22 protein-coding genes are annotated in these 19,634 nt (G+C 62.3%); 8 read left to right on the forward strand and 14 right to left on the reverse strand.

The genetic code is table 11. The features are described from left to right. Positions 1-70 precede the first annotated feature (70 nt). Genes G7048_RS18420 through G7048_RS18435 form a run of 4 tightly spaced genes read right to left on the reverse strand, consistent with a single transcriptional unit; the run spans position 71 to position 3,602 of the window. Positions 71-1,396: an FAD-binding oxidoreductase gene (locus G7048_RS18420; protein ID WP_166069547.1), complete on the reverse strand. Its 1,326-nt coding sequence runs from the start codon at positions 1,394-1,396 to the stop codon at positions 71-73. Next, a complete protein-coding gene (locus G7048_RS18425) occupies positions 1,393-2,142 on the reverse strand; it encodes an amino acid ABC transporter ATP-binding protein (protein WP_166069548.1) in 750 nt (249 codons plus the stop codon). The genes G7048_RS18420 and G7048_RS18425 overlap by 4 nt, the downstream gene beginning before the upstream one ends. Continuing rightward, the gene (gene ehuD, locus G7048_RS18430; protein WP_166069549.1) at positions 2,139-2,804 is read right to left on the reverse strand and encodes an ectoine/hydroxyectoine ABC transporter permease subunit EhuD; all 666 of its coding nucleotides are present in this window, start codon (positions 2,802-2,804) and stop codon (positions 2,139-2,141) included. The genes G7048_RS18425 and ehuD overlap by 4 nt, the downstream gene beginning before the upstream one ends. Before the next feature lie 24 nt (positions 2,805-2,828). Then, positions 2,829-3,602, reverse strand: coding sequence for an ABC transporter substrate-binding protein (locus G7048_RS18435; protein ID WP_166069550.1), 774 nt, complete (start codon positions 3,600-3,602; stop codon positions 2,829-2,831). 229 nt (positions 3,603-3,831) lie between these two features. Here G7048_RS18435 and G7048_RS18440 point away from each other — a divergent pair, with 229 nt between their 5' ends. The 4 genes from G7048_RS18440 to G7048_RS18455 all read left to right on the forward strand — a co-directional run bounded on the left by G7048_RS18440 (position 3,832) and on the right by G7048_RS18455 (position 7,287). Next, positions 3,832-4,629 (forward strand): IclR family transcriptional regulator, encoded by a 798-nt coding sequence (locus tag G7048_RS18440; RefSeq protein WP_166069551.1) that lies wholly within the window; start codon positions 3,832-3,834, stop codon positions 4,627-4,629. A gap of 78 nt (positions 4,630-4,707) precedes the next feature. After that, positions 4,708-5,061: a cupin domain-containing protein gene (locus G7048_RS18445; protein WP_166069552.1), complete on the forward strand. Its 354-nt coding sequence runs from the start codon at positions 4,708-4,710 to the stop codon at positions 5,059-5,061. A gap of 172 nt (positions 5,062-5,233) precedes the next feature. Next, a complete protein-coding gene (locus G7048_RS18450; protein WP_166069553.1) occupies positions 5,234-6,229 on the forward strand; it encodes an aromatic ring-hydroxylating dioxygenase subunit alpha in 996 nt (331 codons plus the stop codon). Between the two features lie 2 nt (positions 6,230-6,231). Further along, positions 6,232-7,287, forward strand: coding sequence for an adenosine deaminase (locus G7048_RS18455; RefSeq protein ID WP_166069554.1), 1,056 nt, complete (start codon positions 6,232-6,234; stop codon positions 7,285-7,287). A gap of 246 nt (positions 7,288-7,533) precedes the next feature. Here G7048_RS18455 and kynA read toward each other — a convergent pair whose 3' ends face one another. Both kynA and G7048_RS18465 read right to left on the reverse strand, forming a co-directional pair. Further along, positions 7,534-8,388 (reverse strand): tryptophan 2,3-dioxygenase, encoded by an 855-nt coding sequence (gene kynA / locus G7048_RS18460; protein WP_166069555.1) that lies wholly within the window; start codon positions 8,386-8,388, stop codon positions 7,534-7,536. Between the two features lie 118 nt (positions 8,389-8,506). Further along, positions 8,507-9,085, reverse strand: a complete 579-nt coding sequence (locus G7048_RS18465) for an XRE family transcriptional regulator (RefSeq protein ID WP_166069556.1) — start codon at positions 9,083-9,085, stop codon at positions 8,507-8,509. 63 nt (positions 9,086-9,148) lie between these two features. Here G7048_RS18465 and G7048_RS18470 point away from each other — a divergent pair, with 63 nt between their 5' ends. Next, positions 9,149-10,582 carry an L-lactate permease gene (locus G7048_RS18470; protein WP_166069557.1) on the forward strand — a complete coding sequence of 478 codons (1,434 nt, stop codon included), beginning with the start codon at positions 9,149-9,151 and terminating at the stop codon, positions 10,580-10,582. A gap of 9 nt (positions 10,583-10,591) precedes the next feature. Here the strand turns inward: G7048_RS18470 and kynB are convergent, their stop codons facing one another. The 8 genes from kynB to G7048_RS18510 form a co-directional block, all read right to left on the reverse strand. Beyond that, a complete protein-coding gene (gene kynB, locus G7048_RS18475; RefSeq protein ID WP_166069558.1) occupies positions 10,592-11,242 on the reverse strand; it encodes an arylformamidase in 651 nt (216 codons plus the stop codon). A gap of 99 nt (positions 11,243-11,341) precedes the next feature. Beyond that, the gene (locus G7048_RS18480; protein WP_166069559.1) at positions 11,342-11,668 is read right to left on the reverse strand and encodes a YkgJ family cysteine cluster protein; all 327 of its coding nucleotides are present in this window, start codon (positions 11,666-11,668) and stop codon (positions 11,342-11,344) included. Positions 11,669-11,786: 118 nt separating this feature from the next. Beyond that, positions 11,787-12,119, reverse strand: a complete 333-nt coding sequence (soxZ, locus tag G7048_RS18485) for a thiosulfate oxidation carrier complex protein SoxZ (protein WP_166069560.1) — start codon at positions 12,117-12,119, stop codon at positions 11,787-11,789. A 22-nt stretch (positions 12,120-12,141) separates the two neighbouring features. Further along, positions 12,142-12,648, reverse strand: coding sequence for a thiosulfate oxidation carrier protein SoxY (locus tag G7048_RS18490; protein ID WP_240933029.1), 507 nt, complete (start codon positions 12,646-12,648; stop codon positions 12,142-12,144). Continuing rightward, positions 12,648-13,985: an FAD-dependent oxidoreductase gene (locus G7048_RS18495; protein WP_166069561.1), complete on the reverse strand. Its 1,338-nt coding sequence runs from the start codon at positions 13,983-13,985 to the stop codon at positions 12,648-12,650. Before G7048_RS18495 ends, G7048_RS18490 begins: the two co-directional genes overlap by 1 nt. A 29-nt stretch (positions 13,986-14,014) precedes the next feature. After that, a complete protein-coding gene (locus tag G7048_RS18500; protein ID WP_166069562.1) occupies positions 14,015-15,061 on the reverse strand; it encodes a YeeE/YedE family protein in 1,047 nt (348 codons plus the stop codon). Further along, complete coding sequence (locus tag G7048_RS18505) at positions 15,061-16,335, reverse strand: FCSD flavin-binding domain-containing protein (RefSeq protein WP_371747707.1); 1,275 nt, start codon at positions 16,333-16,335, stop codon at positions 15,061-15,063. Before G7048_RS18505 ends, G7048_RS18500 begins: the two co-directional genes overlap by 1 nt. A gap of 5 nt (positions 16,336-16,340) precedes the next feature. Next, positions 16,341-16,676 carry a c-type cytochrome gene (locus G7048_RS18510; protein WP_166069565.1) on the reverse strand — a complete coding sequence of 112 codons (336 nt, stop codon included), beginning with the start codon at positions 16,674-16,676 and terminating at the stop codon, positions 16,341-16,343. Between the two features lie 333 nt (positions 16,677-17,009). Between G7048_RS18510 and G7048_RS18515 the strand changes: the two genes are divergently transcribed. From G7048_RS18515 to G7048_RS18525, 3 genes are read left to right on the forward strand one after another with little or no spacing between them, the layout of a single operon-like run. Further along, positions 17,010-17,324, forward strand: coding sequence for a FeoA family protein (locus tag G7048_RS18515; RefSeq protein ID WP_166069566.1), 315 nt, complete (start codon positions 17,010-17,012; stop codon positions 17,322-17,324). 51 nt (positions 17,325-17,375) lie between these two features. After that, positions 17,376-19,280, forward strand: coding sequence for a ferrous iron transporter B (locus G7048_RS18520; protein WP_166069567.1), 1,905 nt, complete (start codon positions 17,376-17,378; stop codon positions 19,278-19,280). A gap of 50 nt (positions 19,281-19,330) precedes the next feature. Then, positions 19,331-19,597: a hypothetical protein gene (locus tag G7048_RS18525; RefSeq protein ID WP_166066186.1), complete on the forward strand. Its 267-nt coding sequence runs from the start codon at positions 19,331-19,333 to the stop codon at positions 19,595-19,597. Positions 19,598-19,634: the final 37 nt, after the last annotated feature.

The raw sequence follows: 19,634 nt of genomic DNA on the forward strand, positions 1-19,634 counted from the left end.
CCTCGCAATGACAAAGGCCGCTTGTTAGCGGCCTTTGTTTTTGTGCGTCCATCGAATCGCGTGAGCTTGATTACTTGCCCATGCGGTCCAGCAGGCTGTACCAGGCCACGCCCGCAGCGATGTAGAAACGCTGCATGCCATGCATGGGAATCGGCTGGATGGTCGAGATCGGAAACGGGCAGGATTGCGCGCTCTTTCCTTCGACCAGTGCTGCGATTTGCTGACCCATGCAGGTGGCCAGTGCCACGCCGCGACCGTTGTAGCCCAGAGCGAGCGTGATGCCGGGCGCAGGCTGGTGGATGTGGGGCATGAAGTCGCGCGTGACGGCGATGCGGCCCGCCCAGCGGTACTCATATTCCACCTTGCCCAACTGCGGAAACATCAGTTCGAGCGAGCGCTCCAGATGTGCAAAGTCCGTTGCGCCCTGCGGGTCGGCGAAGTGCCCGCGTCCACCCATCAGCAGACGGCCTTGCGCATCTTTGCGGAAGTACAGCAGCAGTCGTTGCGATGTGGAGCCGGTCTCGCCTTTGTCCAGAATACCCGCACCCTTTGCCCCCAGCGGCTTGGTGGCAATGATGAAACTGTTGGCGGCCAGCACGGTGCGCGCGAGGCCAGGCCAGAGCCCGTCGGAATAGCCGTTGGTGCCGATGACGACCTGCTGCGCCTTGACCTTGTGGCCCGTGGCGGTGGTGGCGATCCAATGGTTGCCTTGGCGCTCCAGCAGGGTGACCGGCGTCTGCCCATGCACCCGCACGCCCTTGTCCAGCACGGCGCGCGCGAGTCCGCGTGCATAAGCCAGTGGTTGAATGCCGCCTGCGCGGCCATCGAGCCAGCCGCCTGCGAACGTGGTCGTTCCCATGCGTTTGGCGAGTGCGCTGCGGTCCAGCATCTCGACCTTCACGCCGCGCTTTTCCCACTGCCTTGCACGTGCATGCATGCCTGTGACGGCCTCGTCGGTGTAGCCGACCTGCAGCCAGCCTGCGCGAACGGGCGCGCAGTCGATGTGGTGGCGCTTGATCAGATCGAACACGAGATCGCCCGAGGCCGAGACGGTCTCGATCAGCGCTTCGCCTTGTTTGGCGCCGAACTTCTGGATCAGCTCGTCGGGGTCGTATTTCAGTGTCGGATTGACCTGACCACCGTTGCGTCCCGACGCGCCCCAGCCGGGCTCGTGCGCATCAAGCACGCAGATGTTCGCTCCGGTGTCCGCGAGATGCAATGCGGTGGACAGGCCGGTGTAGCCCGCACCGATGATGAGCACGTCGGTGCTGATCGATTCTGTGAGTGCGGGCGTGGGCGGCGCTGCGGGCGCGGTCGCTGCCCACAGCGAAGTGGCCATGGGATGTGATGTGACGGAGCGCACGGATTGGTCCGGCGCTGTGCTCTGCGAGGTCATGCCGCATCCCTTCCGACGGGTGCGTGCAGAACACGGCGCAGAAAGTCCTGTGTGCGGGCATGCGTTGGCGCGCCCAGCACCTGCGATGCGGGGCCTTCTTCGCAGATGCTGCCGCTGTGCAGAAAGCAGACGCGGTCCGCCACTTCGCGTGCAAAGCCCATTTCGTGGGTCACGACGATCATCGTCATGCCTTCGTTGGCGAGCTGTCGCATCACTTCAAGCACGTCGCCCACGAGCTCGGGGTCGAGCGCGGAGGTGGGTTCGTCGAACAGCATGGCTTCGGGCTTCATCGCCAGCGCGCGGGCAATCGCCACGCGTTGCTGTTGACCGCCCGAGAGCTGCGGCGGCATGGCGTGCGACTTCTGGTCGAGGCCGACCTTGCGCAGCAGCTCCATGGCTTCTTCGCGGGCTTTTTCCTTGGGTTCCTTCTTGACCTGAACAGGGCCTTCCATCACGTTCTCCAGCACCGTGCGGTGCGGGAACAGATTGAAGCGCTGGAACACCATGCCCATGCGACGGCGCAGCAAGTGGATGTTGCTGGCAGTGTTGTCCACCACTTCGCCGAACGCGCGCACCTCACCGCCCTGGTAAGTTTCGAGACCGTTGATGCAGCGAAGCACGGTGGACTTGCCCGAGCCTGAAGGGCCGATCAGGCAGACCACTTCGCCGCGCTGCACGTTCAGGCTCACGTCATGCAGCACGCGGTGGTCGCCGTAGGACTTTTCCAGATTCTTTATCTCGATCATGGCTTTCTCTTTCCTGCTCCAAATCGCTTTTCAATGCGGCGAAGCATGCCCACCAAAGGCAGGCTCATCGCCAGATAGAGCAGGGCCACGAGCGTGTAGACGGTCATGTTCTGGAACGTGGACGAGGCGATCAACTGGCCTGCGCGCGTCATCTCCGCCACGGTGATGGTGGAGACCAGCGACGAGTCCTTGAGCATCATCACCAGCGTGTTGCCGTAGGGCGGCAGCGCGATGCGGAAGGCCTGTGGCAGGATCACGCGGCGCATCAGCATGGCCGGGCGCATGCCCATGGCGAGGGCCGCTTCGCGTTGGCCGGGATCGACCGCTTCGATGCCCGCTCGGAAGTTCTCGGCCTGGTACGCGGAGTAGGCGATGCCCAGACCGATCACGCCCGCCTGGAAGGCGCTGAGCTGAATGCCGAAGTCCGGCAGCACGAAGTAGATGTAGAAGAGCTGCACGATGATGGGCAGCCCGCGTATGACGTTGATGATGGTCGAGGACACCATCGACACCGCCTTGATGGGCGAGAGCTTGCCCAGTGCGAGCACCAGACCGAGCACGCTCGAGAGCAGAAAGGCCAGCACGGTGACCTGCACCGTGACGACCGCGCCCTTGAGCAGGATCGGCAGGAAATCGCTTGCGTGTTGAAGAAAGTCTTGCATGAAACTACCGAGTGCTCAGCGGACTCAGATGCCCCACTTCTTGGTGATCTGTGCCAGCGTGCCGTCGGCCTTGATGGTGGCGATGGCCTTGTTGATGCGGTTCAGCGTTTCGGTGTCGCCCTTGCGCACGATGAGGCAGACGTCGCTCACGTTGGTGGACTTGTAGCCATTGGCCATCTTCACGCCCTGAAAGGCTTTCTGGCTGATCTGATAGACCATGATCGGCTGATCGCCCACGGCAGCCTTGATGCGGCCGAGTGCCAGGTCGCGCGACATGTCGGCCACGGAGTCGTAGGTGCGCACTTCCTTGAAGATGCCTTTTTTCTGCAGCATGTCCACGAAGATGGTGCCGACCTGTGCGCCGACCACTTCGCCTTTGAGTTCGTCAAGTGTCGGGTAGTTGCGGTTGTCGTCGGCCTTGACCATCAGGCCTTCGCCATACGAGTAGACCGGTTCGCTGAAGTCCACCACTTGCTGACGCGCGGCGGTCTTGAGCATGGCCGCTGAAATCACGTCGATCTTGCTGGAGGTGAGGGATGGGATCAGTGCCGCGAAAGCGGTTTGCTGAATCGTCGTCTGAAAGCCGCCAGCCTTGCCCACGGCTTGCACGGTGTCGACCATCATGCCCTGAATGCTGTTGCTCTTGATGTCCAGGAAAGTGAACGGAATGCCGGTGGCCGTCGCGCCGACGTTGAGATTCGCGGGGGCGGAGCCCTGTGCTGCAGCGAAGTTGAACGCGGCGGCAGCACCGAGTCCGATGGCGAGGCGAAGAGCGGAACGGCGGATGAAGGATGGCATGTGAAGACTCCTTGAACAGACAGAAGTGGAAGGTGGTGATCCCTGTCGGATGCACCGTTTCGGGGCGACCTTCCGTGGCGAACTTGCCGAGTGATGGTCGCGCAGGCAACTTAGCAAGAACCATGCAATGATCGATATCAAACACCCAAAAGTGAATAAGTAAAAACCACTAATAGATTTTGTAGTATCGATATTCGATATTTCAAATGTGAAGTTAAACTCGCCGCTCATGACCAATGCGCCCTCGCTCGACGATGAATCGAACCCGCTGTTCAACCAGTCTCTGGAGAAGGGGCTGGCCGTGCTCTGCGCATTCAGCGCGCAGCGGCGCACCATGACGCTGGCTGATCTGGCCGAGGCGGCGGGCATCAGCAAGAGCTCCGCGCAGCGCATGGTGTTCACGCTGGAGAGCCTTGGTTTCGTGCGCAAGCATCCCAAGACGCGGCGCTATCAACTCACGCCGCGCGTGATGCGCATCGGCTTCAATTACTTGGCCGCCAATCCGCTGATCGATCTGGCGAATCCCTATCTTTCGGAGCTGACCAACGCGACCACCGAGACCACCTGCCTTACCGAAGTGGATGGGCTGGAGATGGTCTATGTGGCGCGCTTCGTCAGTGCGCAGTTCGTTCCGGTGCATATGCCGATCGGCAGCCGCATCCCCATGTATTGCACGGCCTCTGGGCGAGCGTGGCTCAGTGCCTTGCCCGATGAGGAGGCGCTGGCGCTTATCCGAGCGAGCGACCGGGTGACGCACACGCGCTTCACCATCACTGACGAAGATGCTTTGATGCAGGACCTGCGCGAGGCACGTCAGCGCGGCTACGCCATCAATCGCGAAGAGCTGTTTCTTGGCGACATGACGCTCGGCGCGCCGGTGCTGGGCAGCCACGGGCGGCCAGTGGCGGCGGTGCATATCGTCGCACCCACCAGCCGCTGGACGCTGGAAGAGGCGGAGGCGCGTCTGGGGCCATCGCTGCTGGCGTGCGCTCGCTCGCTGAGCAACTCGGTCCGCGCACTGGATTAGCGCATCGCATGGTGCATTCGCACCGACAACGACAACGACAACACAGTTTTCACAGACCCCAAAAAAGGAGTTCAGGTTTTGAGCATTCAGGTTATTTCGCGCGATGCAGCCGTGGCATCGTTCAAAGACAACGGCACTGTCGCAATCCCGCTGAGCGAGCCCGCTTGCCAGCTTCGTGGACTCGACGTGGCGATTGCCGGTCGTCCTGAGGTGGACACCGGGTTCTGGGAATGCGCTGAAGGCCAGTTCCGCCGGGCCGTGGATACCGGTGAGGTGATGTATATCCTTGAAGGCTCGGGCAGTTTCATGCCCGATTCGGATGATGAACCCACCATCGAATTCAAGGCTGGCGACACGCTGTTCTTCCCGCCTTTCACGCGCGGCGTGTGGGACATTCGCGAGAAGGTGCGCAAGCTGTATGTGATGGTGTGAGGCACGCATCTTGCGCCCCGTTCGGGTGCAATCAGCCAAGCGCCGCAGTGGGCCATAAGTCCTGTGGCGAGCGAGTTGGCACCCACTTGGCGTAAGATCGCGCCACGCTCCAAAGGCCGCCCTCGGGCGGCTTTTTTGTATTTGGAACACAAGAATTTCAGGTAGCCCCCCCATGACCGAAAACACCCTCTGGCACCCCGTCGCGCAGTCGCACGAGGTGCTCCAAGATGCCCCGCTGTCCGTCAAGCTGCTCGACCAGGCCGTGGTTCTGTGGCGCAACAACGAAGGTGCTGTGCAGGCCTTTGTCGACCGTTGCCCGCACCGCGGCGCGCGCTTGTCCATGGGGCGTGTGGAGAACGGTCATCTCGAATGCCCGTATCACGGCTGGCAGTTCGCATCGGGTGGTCAATGCGTGAAGGTGCCTGCGGCGCCCGACTTTGTGCCGCCGGCAACGCAACGCGTGAAGTCGTTCGATGTGCAGGAAGCCTACGGTCTGGTCTGGGTGCGTCTGCAGGAAGGCGAGGCTGAAAATGCTAATGCGGCAGCGCTGCCAGCGTTTGCCGCCGAGGCTGACGCGCATCTGCGCAAGGTGAATTGCGGTCCTTACGATGTGGCCGCGAGCGCACCGCGCATCATCGAGAATTTCCTCGACATGTCGCACTTTGGTTTTGTGCACGAAGGCTGGCTCGGCAGCCGCGATGCCACAGCGATGGCAGCATACAAGGTCGAGAGCACGGCTACCGGCGTGCTCGCCACGGGCTGCAAGGCCGTGCAGCCGCAATCCAATCTGCATTCCACCAGCGCGGCGGAAGTGGAATACACCTACGAAGTGACCGCTCCCTACACCGCAGTGCTCACCAAGATTCCGGAAGAGGGCACTTCAAAGCAAGGCTGGCGTGAGCAGATCGGTCTGTTCATCTGTCCGATCACGCCCGACACATCGCGCGTGTGGTTCCGTCTGGCCGTTGCCGATTTTGAATCGACCGACGCGCAACTGCGCGAATTCCAGCACACGATTTTTGTGCAGGACCAGCCTGTTCTGGAGTCACAATTGCCCAAGGCGCTGCCGCTCGATCCACGCGCGGAAATGCACTCGGCAGCCGACCGCATGTCGTCCGCTTATCGCCGCTACCTGAGGGCCAGCGGCATCACCTTTGGAGTGTGCTGAACATGACCACGAAATTTCAGGTTCCCGCAATCGACGCCCAGCGTCTGCAGGCCGTCCTCAAGGCCATGCCCAAGGCCGAACTGCACATGCACATCGAAGGCTCGCTGGAGCCTGAAATGATCTTCGCGCTCGCGCAGCGCAACGGCGTCAAGCTCGCCTACGACAGCGTCGAAGCCCTGCGCAAGGCCTACGCCTTCAGCGATCTGCAGAGCTTTCTCGACATCTACTATGCAGGTGCCAGCGTGCTGCTCAAGGAGCAGGATTTCTACGACATGACCCGCGCGTACCTGAACCGCGCTGTTGAAGACAACGTCGTGCGCGCAGAAATCTTCTTCGACCCGCAGACCCACACCGAACGCGGCGTACCCATGGAAACCGTGATCAACGGCCTGTACCGCGCTTGCGTGGATGCAGAAAAAGAGCAGGGCATTTCCTCCGCGCTGATCCTGTGCTTTCTGCGTCACCTGTCGGAAGAATCCGCGCTTCAAACATTGGAAGACGCACTCCCATTCCGCGACAAATTCCTGGGCGTGGGTTTGGACAGCAGCGAAGTCGGCCACCCTCCGGAAAAATTCGCCCGCGTATTCGCAAGAGCCCGCGAACTCTATCTGCACCTGGTGGCACACGCAGGCGAAGAAGGCCCGCCAGCCTACATCTGGAGCGCACTCGACGTGCTCGGCGTGGAACGCATAGACCACGGCGTGCAGGCCGTGCACGACCCCAAGCTGATGGAGCGCCTGGCCAAAGACCACATCGCGCTGACCGTGTGCCCGCTGTCGAATGAAAAACTGTGCGTGTTCCCCAAACTGGCCGACCACAACATCAAGCAATTGCTGGATGCCGGTTTGGTGGCAACCGTGAACTCGGACGACCCCGCCTACTTCGGCGGCTACATGAACACCAACTTCACCCGCCTCTTTGCCGAAGTGCCAGACCTGACCGCGCAGGATGCCTACCAGTTGGCCTTCAACAGCATTGACGCCAGCTTTGCATGCACCGAAGACAAGCAGAAGTGGACCAAGCAATTGCGTGAATGCTTCGAACGCTCCGCAATGTAAAAACAGCATCTCGCGAAGTCGCGAGATGCCGGCACGAGCAACGCGAAGTGCCGAATCACACCTCTTCCAGACTGACTTGCGGCAAGCTGTTTGAACGGAGCGCCTCCGGCGCGCAGTGAGTTTTGCCGCAGGTATTCAAAGCGATTTTTGGTGACTTTTTGGCGCAAGCAAAAAGTTACTCGCCCGCCGGGGCGAGACCCGGCCTCCGCAAACAACCGCCTCGCAGCGGCCCAAAAAAGCAAAGAATCAAAGCGAAGTACGAAGTCTCCAAATCTCAGGAAACAACACCACTTCCAGCATCTTGCGCAAATAGCTGACGCCACCCGTACCACCGGTCCCGCGTTTGAAACCGATGACACGCTCCATCGTAGTCACATGCCGAAACCGCCACAACCGAAAGGCGTCTTCAATATCGGCCAGCTTCTCTCCGAGCTGATAAAGATCCCAGTACTTGTGCGGATCGCGATAGACCTCCAGCCACGCAGCCTCCACCCCTTCGCTGTATTCATAAGGCTGAGTCCAGTCACGCTGCAGTCTATCGGCAGGCACATTCAAACCTTCGCGTGCCAGCAATTGCAGTGACACGTCATAGAGCGACGGCGATTCATACGCAGTCTGCACCTGCGCGAGCAGATCGTTGCGATGTTCATGGGGCTTCAACATGGCCGCGTTCTTGTTGCCCAGCGAGAACTCGATGCAGCGATATTGGTAACTTTGAAACCCGCTTGAATTCGCGAGGTAAGGGCGCATCGCGGAGTACTCAGGCGGCGTCATCGTGGAGAGCACGCTCCATGCATTGACCAACTGCTCCATGATGCGGCTGACGCGCGCCAGCATCTTGAACGCATCGGCGCGCGTGCCGCCCGCAATCGCAGCGGTGGCCGCGCGCACCTCGTGCAGCATGAGCTTCATCCACAGCTCGCTGGTCTGGTGCTGGACGATGAACAGCATCTCGTCATGCGCGGGCGACAACGGGTGCTGCGCGTTCAGGATTTCGTCGAGATGCAGGTAGTCGCCATAGCTCATGTCGCGGCTGAAGTCGAGCTTGGCCTTCTCGTCATGAACAATGGATTCGGTGTGGCCTGGCGGGGTGTCTCGCATGGATGATTTCATTCTTGTGAAATGGGGCTTCGGCTTGTTCATGCACGCGTGGCATGCATGAAGAAAGGCAGAAGGAAAAGGTGCGGAATTGTAGGGCGTGATGTGGCTGTGTCGAGGATCACTTCGCAGGTGCAATCACCAGCAGCATGAAGCGTGCGTTCTTGCGGCCTTCGTTGGCAAAGCGGTGCTCGGTGTCCATCTCCAGCGCGGCCGTGTCGCCCGCATGGAGCAGCATGGATTCCTGTCCGGCCCACACGCGCACGCTGCCATCGAGAATGTGAAACACCTCGCGCGTGCCCGCGCGGTGTGCGGCAAAGTGGTTGGATTCGGCCCCCGGCGGCAGGCTGTATTGCACCAGCGCCGTGCCCGGCACCGGGTTGGCAATCGCGAGCCGCTCGACGCCCGAATCGTCGTGCAGGTAGCGGCGGTGCTCGCCCTTGCGGGTGATCTTCACTTCGCCTTCGGGCTGGATCAGTTCGCTGAGATCGCAGTCCAGCCCGCGCGCAATGGCCAGTGCATTGCGCAGACTGGCACCCAGCAGGCCGCGCTCCACACGCGAGAGCGCGCCGGGTGACACGCCGCTGGCTTCGGCCAGTTGATCGAGCGTGATGCCCAGTTGTGCACGACGCGAGCGCACGGCTAGGCCGAACTGCACGTCGGGTTCGGCGGAGGAGAGGGAAGTATCGAGACTGCTCATGATTTGACGAATTTACTATACGCAAATAAACTTGCGCAAACGAAATTTCAATGGAATGGCGAAATGCAGCTTTTTTTGAGTGCGCTGCCGGTGGTTGCGGTCATTGTGGCGCTGTTTTCGGGCGTGCGATCGCTGCATGCGGCGATGCTGGGCGTGGTGCTGGCGGCCATCGGCATGGCGGTGGCGTTTCCGCTGAGTGGCGATGCTGCGATGCAGGCCGTGCGCGTCTGGATGCCGGTGCTGATCGAAGTGCTGCTGATCGTGGGGGGCGGCCTGCTGTTGTCCGAAGTGTTGCGTGTGGCGGGCGCGCAGAAAGTGCTGGCGCAATGGGTTCTGAAGCACACCGGCAACGGCGTAGGTGCGGTGTTGCTGGTCGTGCATGGTGTCACGCCGTTTGCGGAGTCGCTGACCGGGTTTGGCATCGGCATCACCATCGGCATTCCGTTGCTGGTGCATTGCGGGCTGTCGGCGCGCAAGGTGGCAGTCATCGGATTGTTGGGGTTGTGTGCTGTGCCATGGGGATCGATGGGGCCGGGCACGCTGATCGCGGCGACCATGGCGGGTCTGCCGCTCGATGCGCTGGGCGTGGCGTCGGCTTATGTGAGCGTGATTCCATTCGTGATCACCGGCGTGGTGGCGGCCTGGTTGGCAAGCGATGCCGGGGAACGCACGCGTGCCGTGGCGCAGGGGGCTGTGTCGGGACTGGTGTTGACGGTGGCGGTGGCTGCTGCCAACATGACCGTGGGCACGGCACCGGCGGGTGCGCTCGGTGCGCTGGTGATGATTCTGCTGTTCCTGTCGCGCGGAATGTTCGGCAAGCGCGCGGCAGATTCGGAGGTGACGCCTTCAGCGAAACTGGGACCGTTGGGTGCACGCGCGTTGTGTGCCTATGCCGTGCTGTTGCTCGGCGTGCTGGTGGCGGGTTTTGCATCGAAGGCCTTGCAACTGCCCGCATCGTTGCACATGCTGGCTTCGCCGGGGCTTTGGTTGTTCATTGCGGCGGCGTATTTCGCGCGTGGCTTGCCACCGGCGGAAGTGTTGCAGCGCAGCCTGCGATCGTGGTTGCAGGTAGCGCCCGTCACGGGTTTGTTCATTCTGCTGGGCGTGCTCATGGCCGTGTCGGGCATGGCGGCAGAAATGGCGCGGGCGCTGGCTGCCGGCGGTGTTGCGTACCTGTTCGCAGCGCCGTTCGTGGGAGCGCTCGGCGGCTTCGTGACGGGTTCCAACACGGGCGCGAATGCGATGTTCGCCGCCACGCAGGCCGAGATATCGCGCGCGTTGGCTGTGCCCATGTTGCCCTTCATGGCGGTGCATAACGTGAGCGCGGCGCTGCTGCTGATGGCGTCGCCCGGCAAGATTGAAATGGCCTGTCATCTCGCACCGCCAGAGGCCTTGAAGAGCCGCCGCTGGGTTCAGATGACCGTGCTCTGGACCGACCTTGCAGCCGTGACTTTGATGGCCATTCTGAACGTGGTGCTTGGCGTGATGTTCCGCTGATTAATTGACTCAGGCGCGCAACTCGCGCAGCACGGCGCGCACGGGCGACGCATCCGAGGTCACCAGCTTCAAGGGCAGGGCGATGAGCTCGTAGTCGCCTTCGGCAATCTCGTCGAGCACCAGGTTTTCCAACACGCGCATGTCGCGGCGACAGATCACCTGATGGGCGTCGAGCGTTTTGCTCGGCGCGGGATCGATGCTCGCGGTGTCGATGCCGATGAGCTTCACGCCGAGGTCTGCAAGACGTTCGATGGTGGCGGGTTCGTAGGCAGTCAGCTCCGCATCCCAGCGATCGACCGGCATGCGCTGGTACGTGCGAACCAGCACGCGCGGCGGCAGGTTATCGACGGCGTGCGCAATGTCTTTCCAGCGGATCAGCGGGCCCGCGCCCATCGCGTGGATCACGCGGCATGGGCCGATGTAGGCGTCGAGCGGCACATGCCCGGCCGTTGCGCCTTGCGTGTCGTAATGCAGCGGCGCATCGGCATGCGTGCCCACATGGGGCGACAGCGTGATCGTTGCCACGTTGACTGGGCAGCCCGGCGAGATTGTGGCGTTCCACTGTTGCGAGTATTCGGTGTCGCCGGGAAAGACGGGCGTGCAGGCTTGCACGGGGGCGGAGATGTCCCAGATGCGTGGTGATGTGTTGGTGGTACTCATGGCGTGGATGCTAATGGCAGATGGGCTCTGGTGCATCCGTTGTTGCCCTTGGGGAAGCGTCGCGCAGAATGCTTTTGAATTGGCTTTGCGATGGCCGCGTCACAGGCCATCGATGGCAGCCATGCCGCGCCGCGCACGCACGCGATTGCAAGCGTCCGATCCAGCTTCGAATTCGCGGCAGGGCGAGGGCCGCCATTCGTAGATACCGCAAGATGCCTTCACGCCCACCGTGCCGGTGAGCGCGGCACAGCGCGGCGATGCGTGATCGGTGCCGCGCATGCGGGCGGTGTAGTCGGTGACGGATACCACCAGGCCATCGGGCACGCTGCCGCCGCATTCCTGCGTTTCCTCCACGGAAAAATCGACGCGAAAACTGGCGCAGCAAGCGCCGCAGGAAAGGCAGGGGTGTTCGGAGAGGGTGGTCATGGTGGCAGCGCTGGCCGGATGTTTCGCGGGGGCTGCCATTATTTCGCAATCGGGGTGTGGCGCGCGTTGCGTGCGCAAGAGCCAGACACCCCGATTCAACTTCTGCGATTTTTTGCTGTCAGCCGACAGTGATGGGCTTTTTGGCCATCAACGTCTCGCCCGTGTCGTCTTTCCACAAGAAGTTCAGATCGCCGCTTTCGCGCGCGAGAAAGGTGAACTCGATGTAGGGATTCTGCGAGATGCTGATGCCGGGCTCCCATGTAAACAGCAGCGCGTTGCCGAGCTTCGCTTCAAACTGCGTGACGATGTTGCGCGGGCGGATCTTGCCCTCGGCATCGGTGCGCAGGCCGCTTTCCATGATGTGCTCGATCTGTGCGCGCACGCGCAGCACGTCGCCTTTTTTCGGCGTCGCATTGCTGACCCAGATGCGTGGTGGTTTGCCGTTGTTCATGCGTGGTCCTTTCCTGTCATCGTCACATGCCGCAGCCGCTGGCCGCGACGGTGACCGCCTGCTTGGCCGCGAGCAGTTGCCCGCTTTTCATGCGGGCCAGCGCGTGGATGGTCTGGGTTTGCGACAGGCGCACGCGCACGGCGGCTTCTGCTGTGCCGTTGGCCTGCGTGAACTTCACGCGGCAAGCGAGCGGCGATGGGTTGAGCTCGGCCAGCACGATGATTTCCTCGCACCAGTCCTTGTCGGTGATCGGCAGATCGACCTTCACCTTCACCGGCACGGCGCTCGGGTTGTCGGCGAGGATCGACACATCGAGCGTCAGCCCTTCAGCCTTGGGCGTCTTGCCGCGCGTGAACTCGTCAAGCACTTTCTTGAACTCGACAGGGTTGGGTGCGAGCGGGCCGACCAAGGCCGCTTTGGTGGCAGGAACGGTTTGTGCAATGGCAGGCAGCGCGAGCGCTGCACCGCCAGCAACGACACCGGCCACAACATCGCGGCGCGTGATTGGCGTTGTAGTTGCGCTCATCATCAGATCGCCAGGAAGTCGCTGAACTTGCTGCGTGCCCAGGCGAAGTCTTCCTTCACCAGATCATGCGTGCGCACGTCCATGTCGATCTGCGTCTGGATGACCTTGCCGGTCGCATCGACTTCGTATTCGAACTTCACCGAAATCTCTTCCTGCGGGTCGCCGTTGACCATCATGTAGCAGAGGTTGTCGGGCAGCAGCAGGCTGACTTCCTTGCCCGCCACGCGCTCGGCGATGTTCTTGGCCACGATGCGGCCGATGTAGTTGGCCACGTGGCCGCTCTTGGGATAGTGGCCGAACTGGTCGGAGATCGTGCCCATCAGGTCGCCCACGAAGTAGACGTTCTCGTCCGTGCGTGCGTTGAACAGGCGCGGGTGCATGTCGGCCCAGCCGGTGGGCTTGCCATCGGGTGTCTTGCCGATGAGATCGGCATGCCAGACCATTTCTGCGGCCTGATGCGGAGGCATGAGGATGGCGTCGTCGAATTTGAATTCGCCCGCAGCGGTCTTGATCTTCTTGTTGAACGGATCGACCTCCTGCACGCGCGCGTTGGGCACGTGCGTGATGATGTCGGGATACAGCTCGTCGAAGGCCTGCTTGTAGCCCACACCGATGGGCGCGATCTTCGGCTTGGGATCGAGGATGAGGATCTTGCCGGGGATCTTGTTCTTCTTGATGTGCCAGGCGATCAGGCAGGCGCGCTCGTAGGGCGAGGGCGGGCAGCGGTGCGGTGGCGGGGGCAGCGTCATCACCAGTGTGCCGCCCTTGAAGTCTTTGACCTTCTGCTTGAGCGCGAACATTTCCTGATTGGGAATGTAGGCGTTGGGGAAGTGCTTGCGCGTGTAGTCGATGGCGCGTTGGTCGTTGCCGAACCAGGCTTCGTAGTCGTTGCGGATGCCGCCCGAGAGAATCAGGTAGTCGTAGTCGATCACGCCGAGCGAGGTGCGCACCAGTTTCTTGTCGCGCTCGAAACCGTTGACTTCGCACTGCAGCAGCTTGTAGCCGTACTTGTTGGCGGGGCGCAGCATGTCGTGGTTCACGAAGTCGGTGTTCACCACGTCGATCAGCCACTTGTTGCTCATGGGGCCGGACCAGAACGTCGGGTTGCGCTCCAGCAGGATGACGTCGGAGTTGGGAATCAGCTCGCGCAGATAGCGTGCAGCGGTCATCCCGCCCCAGCCACCGCCGCAGATCACGATGCGCGGGCCCTTGCCTTCGCGCGGCAGGATGCGCGATTGCGGCGTGATGATGCTGGGCGCGGCCATGGCAAGGCCCGGTGCGGCAGCGGCGGCACCCAGCGCAAGCGCCGATGGAGTGATGAGGAAATTGCGACGTTTCATTTTTGAAGTCCTCCTGAGTTGAGCGGGATTTAGTCTGAATGTCTGGTTTGAAACGGGAGCGTTGCGAGCGCGCCCACCACGATGCCGGTGACGGCGGGCAGGCTGGCGAACGCAAGCGTGGACAGTCCGCTGAGCCCTTGGCCGATGGTGCAGCCCACGGCCAGCACGCCGCCAAAGCCCATGAGCAGTCCGCCCATGGCCGATGCGATCATGCGCGAAGGGCTGTCGAAACCTTCCCAGCGTGCGGTGCGCGTGATTTGCGCCATCGCGAACGCGCCCACCAGCGTGCCCACGACCATGGCGGGACCGAAGGCCAATTCACGGCCCACGGCGGTTTGCAAATACAGCAGACCTTCTGCCACCGGCCCGATGAAGCTCAGCGAGGTGAGCGGCACGGGCTCGAACGATTCGAAGTTGAAGTACGAAGTGACCCACCAGCATGCGGCCACCAAGGCACCGATGACGAGGGCGGCGGTCCATTGCGATGCGCTCTTGCGCAGCTCGGGTTTCCAGAGCGCGTAGGCCAGCAATGCGATCACGGGCAGACCTGTGGCGATCACCAGAGTCGCCACGGGTGACAGGCCATGGACGAGCAGACGCGCGGGCAATGTGGCGTGCTCCAGCGAGAGGGCTCCGGTGCTCACCAGCGACTGACGCACTGGCGCAAGCACGCCCGTGAGCGTGGCTTGCGCAGCCAGCCCCAGGCACAGCAGTGTGACGAGCGAGCGCAGATTGCCGCCTGCCAGCAGCACGAGCGAACGCGCTCCGCAACTGCGGGCGAGCGTCATGCCGCAGCCGAAAAGCAGCCCCCCGAACAATACGGCGGGCCACGAAAAACTGCTGCGCACGACTTGTGCCGTGGTCAGATCGATCTGCTTGTTGAACGCGAGCCACTGCGATGCGAGCAGCGCCACGGCCAATGCCAACGCAAAGGCTTGCAACGCGGGTGCGCCGCTGCGCTGATCGTTGTCCAGACCCAGCGATTGGCGCAGTCCGCGCAGCAGACAAAAACGTCCGAGACGCGCTGCTGCACCGAACACGCAGCCGATCAGAAAACCAGCCCAAAGCAATGTCATCAGTGTCCCCAGATGTCTGCGCTGATGGCGGAATACCAGGCCGCACCGTAACGTGCCTCGGCGGCTCGGAAGGTGGCGTTGGCGTCCATTGGACTCACGCCGCCGGAGTCGGGAACTTCGATCAGCTTGCCTTCCTTCGCGCGGTAAACGCCTGCAACCGAGATGCCGTAGTCGGTGCCGACCAGGCTGTAGCAGGTGTTGGCGTAGACGGCTTGTGGCAGTGGCCTGCTGACCAGTTCGGTGGCGATGGCCGCTGCCGCGATTTTGCCCTGCGTGTTGGCCGCAAAGCCGGACTTGGGCATGGGCGCGGCAATCGTCGCATCGCCCAGCACGTGGATGTTTTTGACGAGCTTGGACTCGAAGGTTTCTGCCTTGATCGGCACCCAGCCGCTGGCATCGGCAACGCCTGCGCGCTCGGCGATGAAGCCTGCCTTTTGTGGCGGAATCACGTTGAGCACATGGGCCTTGTGGCGCGTGCCGAAGTTGGTTTCCACCTCCAGCTTGTCTGCGTCGATGCGCGTGACGAGGCCGTCATCGGCGAGGCCCACCCATTCGATCATGTCACCGTAGAGCGCTTTCCAGCCTTGCTGGAACAGGCTCTTTTTCGAGAAGTTGTCCTTGGCGTCCAGCAGCAGAATTTTCGATCTGGGTTTGTACTGTTTGAAGTAGTGCGCCACCATCGCCGCGCGTTCATAGGGGCCGGGTGGGCAGCGGAACGGGTTGTCGGGAATCGTCATCACGAAGGTGCCGCCGTCCTCCATCGCCTCCATCTGCTTGCGCAGCAGCAGCGTTTGCGGGCCGGCTTTCCATGCGTGCGGGGCTTTTTGTGCGGCGGCTTCGTCATAGCCTTGCAATGCGTTCCAGCGCATGTCCACGCCGGGCGAGAGCACAAGGCGATCCCATGTCAGCGTCTGGCCGTTCGACAGGCGCACCGTGCGTGCCGATGCATCCACGTCGTCGGCGCGCGCGTGGATGATGTTGATGCCTGCCGCGCGCAGGTCATCAAAGCCGTGGCCGATGCTCTCCCATGTCCGCAGACCGGCGAGGTAGAGATTGGAAAACGGGCAGGTGTAGAAACGCTGTTCGGGCTCCACCAACGTGATGCGCAGGTCCGGTGCGTAGCGGCGCAGATAGCGCGCAGCGGTGGCTCCGCCAAAACCGCCGCCGACGATGACGACATGCGCAGATGCGGCCTGGGCGCGCACGAGGCCGGGCGCAGCCACGGTGGCTGCGCCTGCCAAGGCTTGCGAGAGGAGGGTGCGGCGCTGGATCATCGTCATCAACGCTTCTCCTTGTGGGTTGCCGAAGAAGCTGCAAACCAGTCGGCGAGCGCGTGGATCTCCTCGTCTGCGTAGCCTTTCATCAGGCGCGTCATCACGGTGGCGTCAGCCGCCTTGCCGGCCTTGAAATCGAGCATGCGCTGCGTGAGATGGGCTGCCTGCGAGCCGCGCAGCGAAGGGATCTCGCTGCCCGAGCGGCCATCCGGGCCGTGACAACTGGCGCAGGACGCGGCCAGCGCAGCCACGTCCTGTGGGCTGAGGTTGGGGGCGGCCTGTGCGATCTGCGTGCCAAGCGATGTGGCAAGCAGCAAGGAAAAAAGAGGGAATCGTGGCATGGGGTCTCCTGAATGTGCAGGAGCGTGCCTGGCGGGCGCGACGACGACGGTCGGCGCGGACTCTCAGCCGACACGCGGCACAAACAGAGTGGGTTGGTTCGGGAGATTCTAGGGAGTGCCCGCGCTCGGGGCGCATTCAATAGTTGACCCTGAATCCAGAGATTGCGGCAACGGGGCGAAGGTGCGGCGACAGCTCGGCAAGAGGTCCCGCGCAACGCAACCAACGCATGCACTACCGATGTGCAGTGAAGGGGCACTGGCCTAAAAAGCCCCTTTCTGAGCCGCTCTCTTTTAGAATGAGAATTAAAACCATTCAGGACCCTTCAAGAAGACATGCGAGTACAGCCACAAGAATCAAGCGGACAGCCACTTTCCAGCGGTTTGGCGACTTCTGCCGCCATCGCTCTGGATGCGCTTGAGCGCCATCGGGATGCCATCGTCGTGAGCCTCAAGCCCGCAAGCAGCGAGCAGGAACAGTCGCTTGTGCTGCGTCTCATGGAGATCGGTTTTCTGCCCGGTGAAATGGTGCGTGTGCTGGCCACAGGCTTTCCCGGTGCCGATCCGCTGGCGATTCGCGTGGGGCAGGCCACGTTCGCGCTGCGCCGCGACGAGGCCGTGTTTGTGCTGGTGCAGCCAGCCAAGTTGTGACGTCATGAAGAAGACCACAACGAACAAGCAGGACAAGAGGGCAAGAACTCAATGACGAACAGCGCAAGCAATCAACCACAGGCTTCCGGCGGCGGCGCGCTGCATGTGGCGCTGCTGGGCAATCCCAACTGCGGCAAGACGGCACTTTTCAACTTGATGACCGGCGCGCGCCAGAAGGTGGCGAACTACGCGGGCGTGACCGTGGAGCGCAAGGAAGGCTGGTTCACCACGCCGGGCGGCAAGCGCGTGCGCATGCTCGACCTGCCGGGCGCCTATAGCCTGCACGCGCAGAGCATGGACGAAGCCGTCACGCGCGATGTGCTGCTCGGTCGTCGTGCGGGCGAGCCGTTGCCCGAGCTGGTGGCCTGTGTGACCGATGCGACCCACCTGCGACTGAATCTGCGCCTGGTGCTGGAAGCGCGCAATCTCGGCCTGCCGATGGTGCTGGTGCTCAACATGAGCGACATGGCCAGAAAGCAGGGCATCCAGATCGACGAAGCCGTGCTGTCGCGCGAGCTGGGCGTGCCGGTGATTTCCACCGTTGCGGTCAAGGCCGATGGCGCGCAGGAACTGCTCAAGTGGATCGATGCCGATCAGCTGAAAAAAGCCATTCCCGCGAAGAAGGAAGAGTTCAAGGGCGATGCGCAGCAACGCGTGCTCGATCTCCATGACGAGGTGCGCCGCATTCTCGATCTGGCCGTGAAAGCGCCTGCGGTGCAACTCGCGCGTGACGACAAGATCGACGCCATCGTGCTGCACCCCGTGTGGGGCTTGGTGCTGCTGGCGGCTTTGCTGTTCCTGATTTTCCAGGCCGTGTTTGCGTGGGCGGCGGTGCCGATGGACTTCATCGACGCGACCACCGCATCGACCGCCGAATGGCTGAACGGACACATGGCCGATGGCCCGCTGCGCAGTCTGCTGGCCGATGGCGTGATTGCCGGTGCCGGTGGCGTGATCGTGTTCCTGCCGCAGATTCTGATCCTGTTCTTCTTCATTCTGGTGCTGGAAGATTCGGGCTACCTGCCGCGCGCCGCGTTCCTGCTGGATCGCGTGATGGGCACAGTGGGGCTGTCGGGCCGTTCGTTCATTCCGCTGCTCTCCAGCTTCGCCTGCGCGATTCCCGGCGTGATGGCCGCGCGCTCGATTCCAAGTTGGCGTGACCGTCTGGTGACCATCATGATTGCGCCGCTGATGACCTGCTCGGCGCGACTGCCGGTGTATGCGCTGCTGATCGGCGCGTTCATTCCCGAGCGCACGATTGGCGGGATTTTCAATCTGCAGGGTCTGGTGCTGTTCGGTCTCTACATTGCCGGCATCGTGAGCGCCATGGCGGTGGCCTATGTCGCCAAGCGCTTCGGTGTGCGCCAAGGCCGTGCCGCGCTGATGATGGAGCTGCCCGCGTATCGCTGGCCCAGCATCCGCAGCCTGATTCTGGGCTTGTACGAACGCGCGGTGATCTTCCTGAAGCGCGTGGGCGGCATCATTCTGGCGCTGACCATCGTGCTGTGGTTCCTGTCCTCGTTCCCCGGTGCTCCCGATGGCGCGACGGAACCCGCGATCACCTACAGCCTGGCTGGCCGCATCGGCGAAGCGATGGCGCTGGTGTTTGCGCCGATCGGTTTCAACTGGCAGATCTGCATTGCGCTGGTGCCCGGCATGGCCGCGCGTGAAGTGGCGGTGAGCGCACTGGGTACGGTGTACGCGCTGTCCGCATCGGGCGACGATACCGCCGCCCAGCTCGGCCCGCTGATCGCAAGCCAGTGGTCGTTGGCCACGGCGCTGTCGCTGCTGACCTGGTTCATTTTCGCCCCGCAATGTCTGGCCACGCTGGCCACCGTGCGCCGCGAGACCAACAGCTGGAAATACGTGGCGATCATGGCAGCCTACCTGTTCGGGCTGGCCTACATCGCCTGCTTTATCGTGTATCACGGCGCGGTGGCATTGGGCTGGGGTTGATGCATCCCCGCCTGCATGCCGTCGTTCTGTGTTGATTGGAGGTTAGTCGAATGACTCAATCATTGGTTGTGGGGCTCATCGTCGTGGCGGCGGTGCTCTACGTGCTGTGGCGCTACATGCCGCAGAAATGGCGCAATCCGCTGGGCAGGATCAACCCGAAGCTCGCGCAGGTGTCAGGTTGCGGCAGCGGTTGCAGCAGTTGCGACAGCACACCAGGCGCTGCCAAATCATGCGGTACGTCGGGCAGCGAGTTCTCGGACAGCAAGCCCGTGACGCTGCACGGAAACATCCGCAACCACATGGGTGATCAGCACTGAGCGGCTGAGCTTGTTTGAACGCCAGAGACGGCGCAAC

The organism is Diaphorobacter sp. HDW4B (genome assembly GCF_011305535.1).
In the GTDB taxonomy this organism is placed as follows: Bacteria; Pseudomonadota; Gammaproteobacteria; order Burkholderiales; family Burkholderiaceae_C; genus Diaphorobacter_A.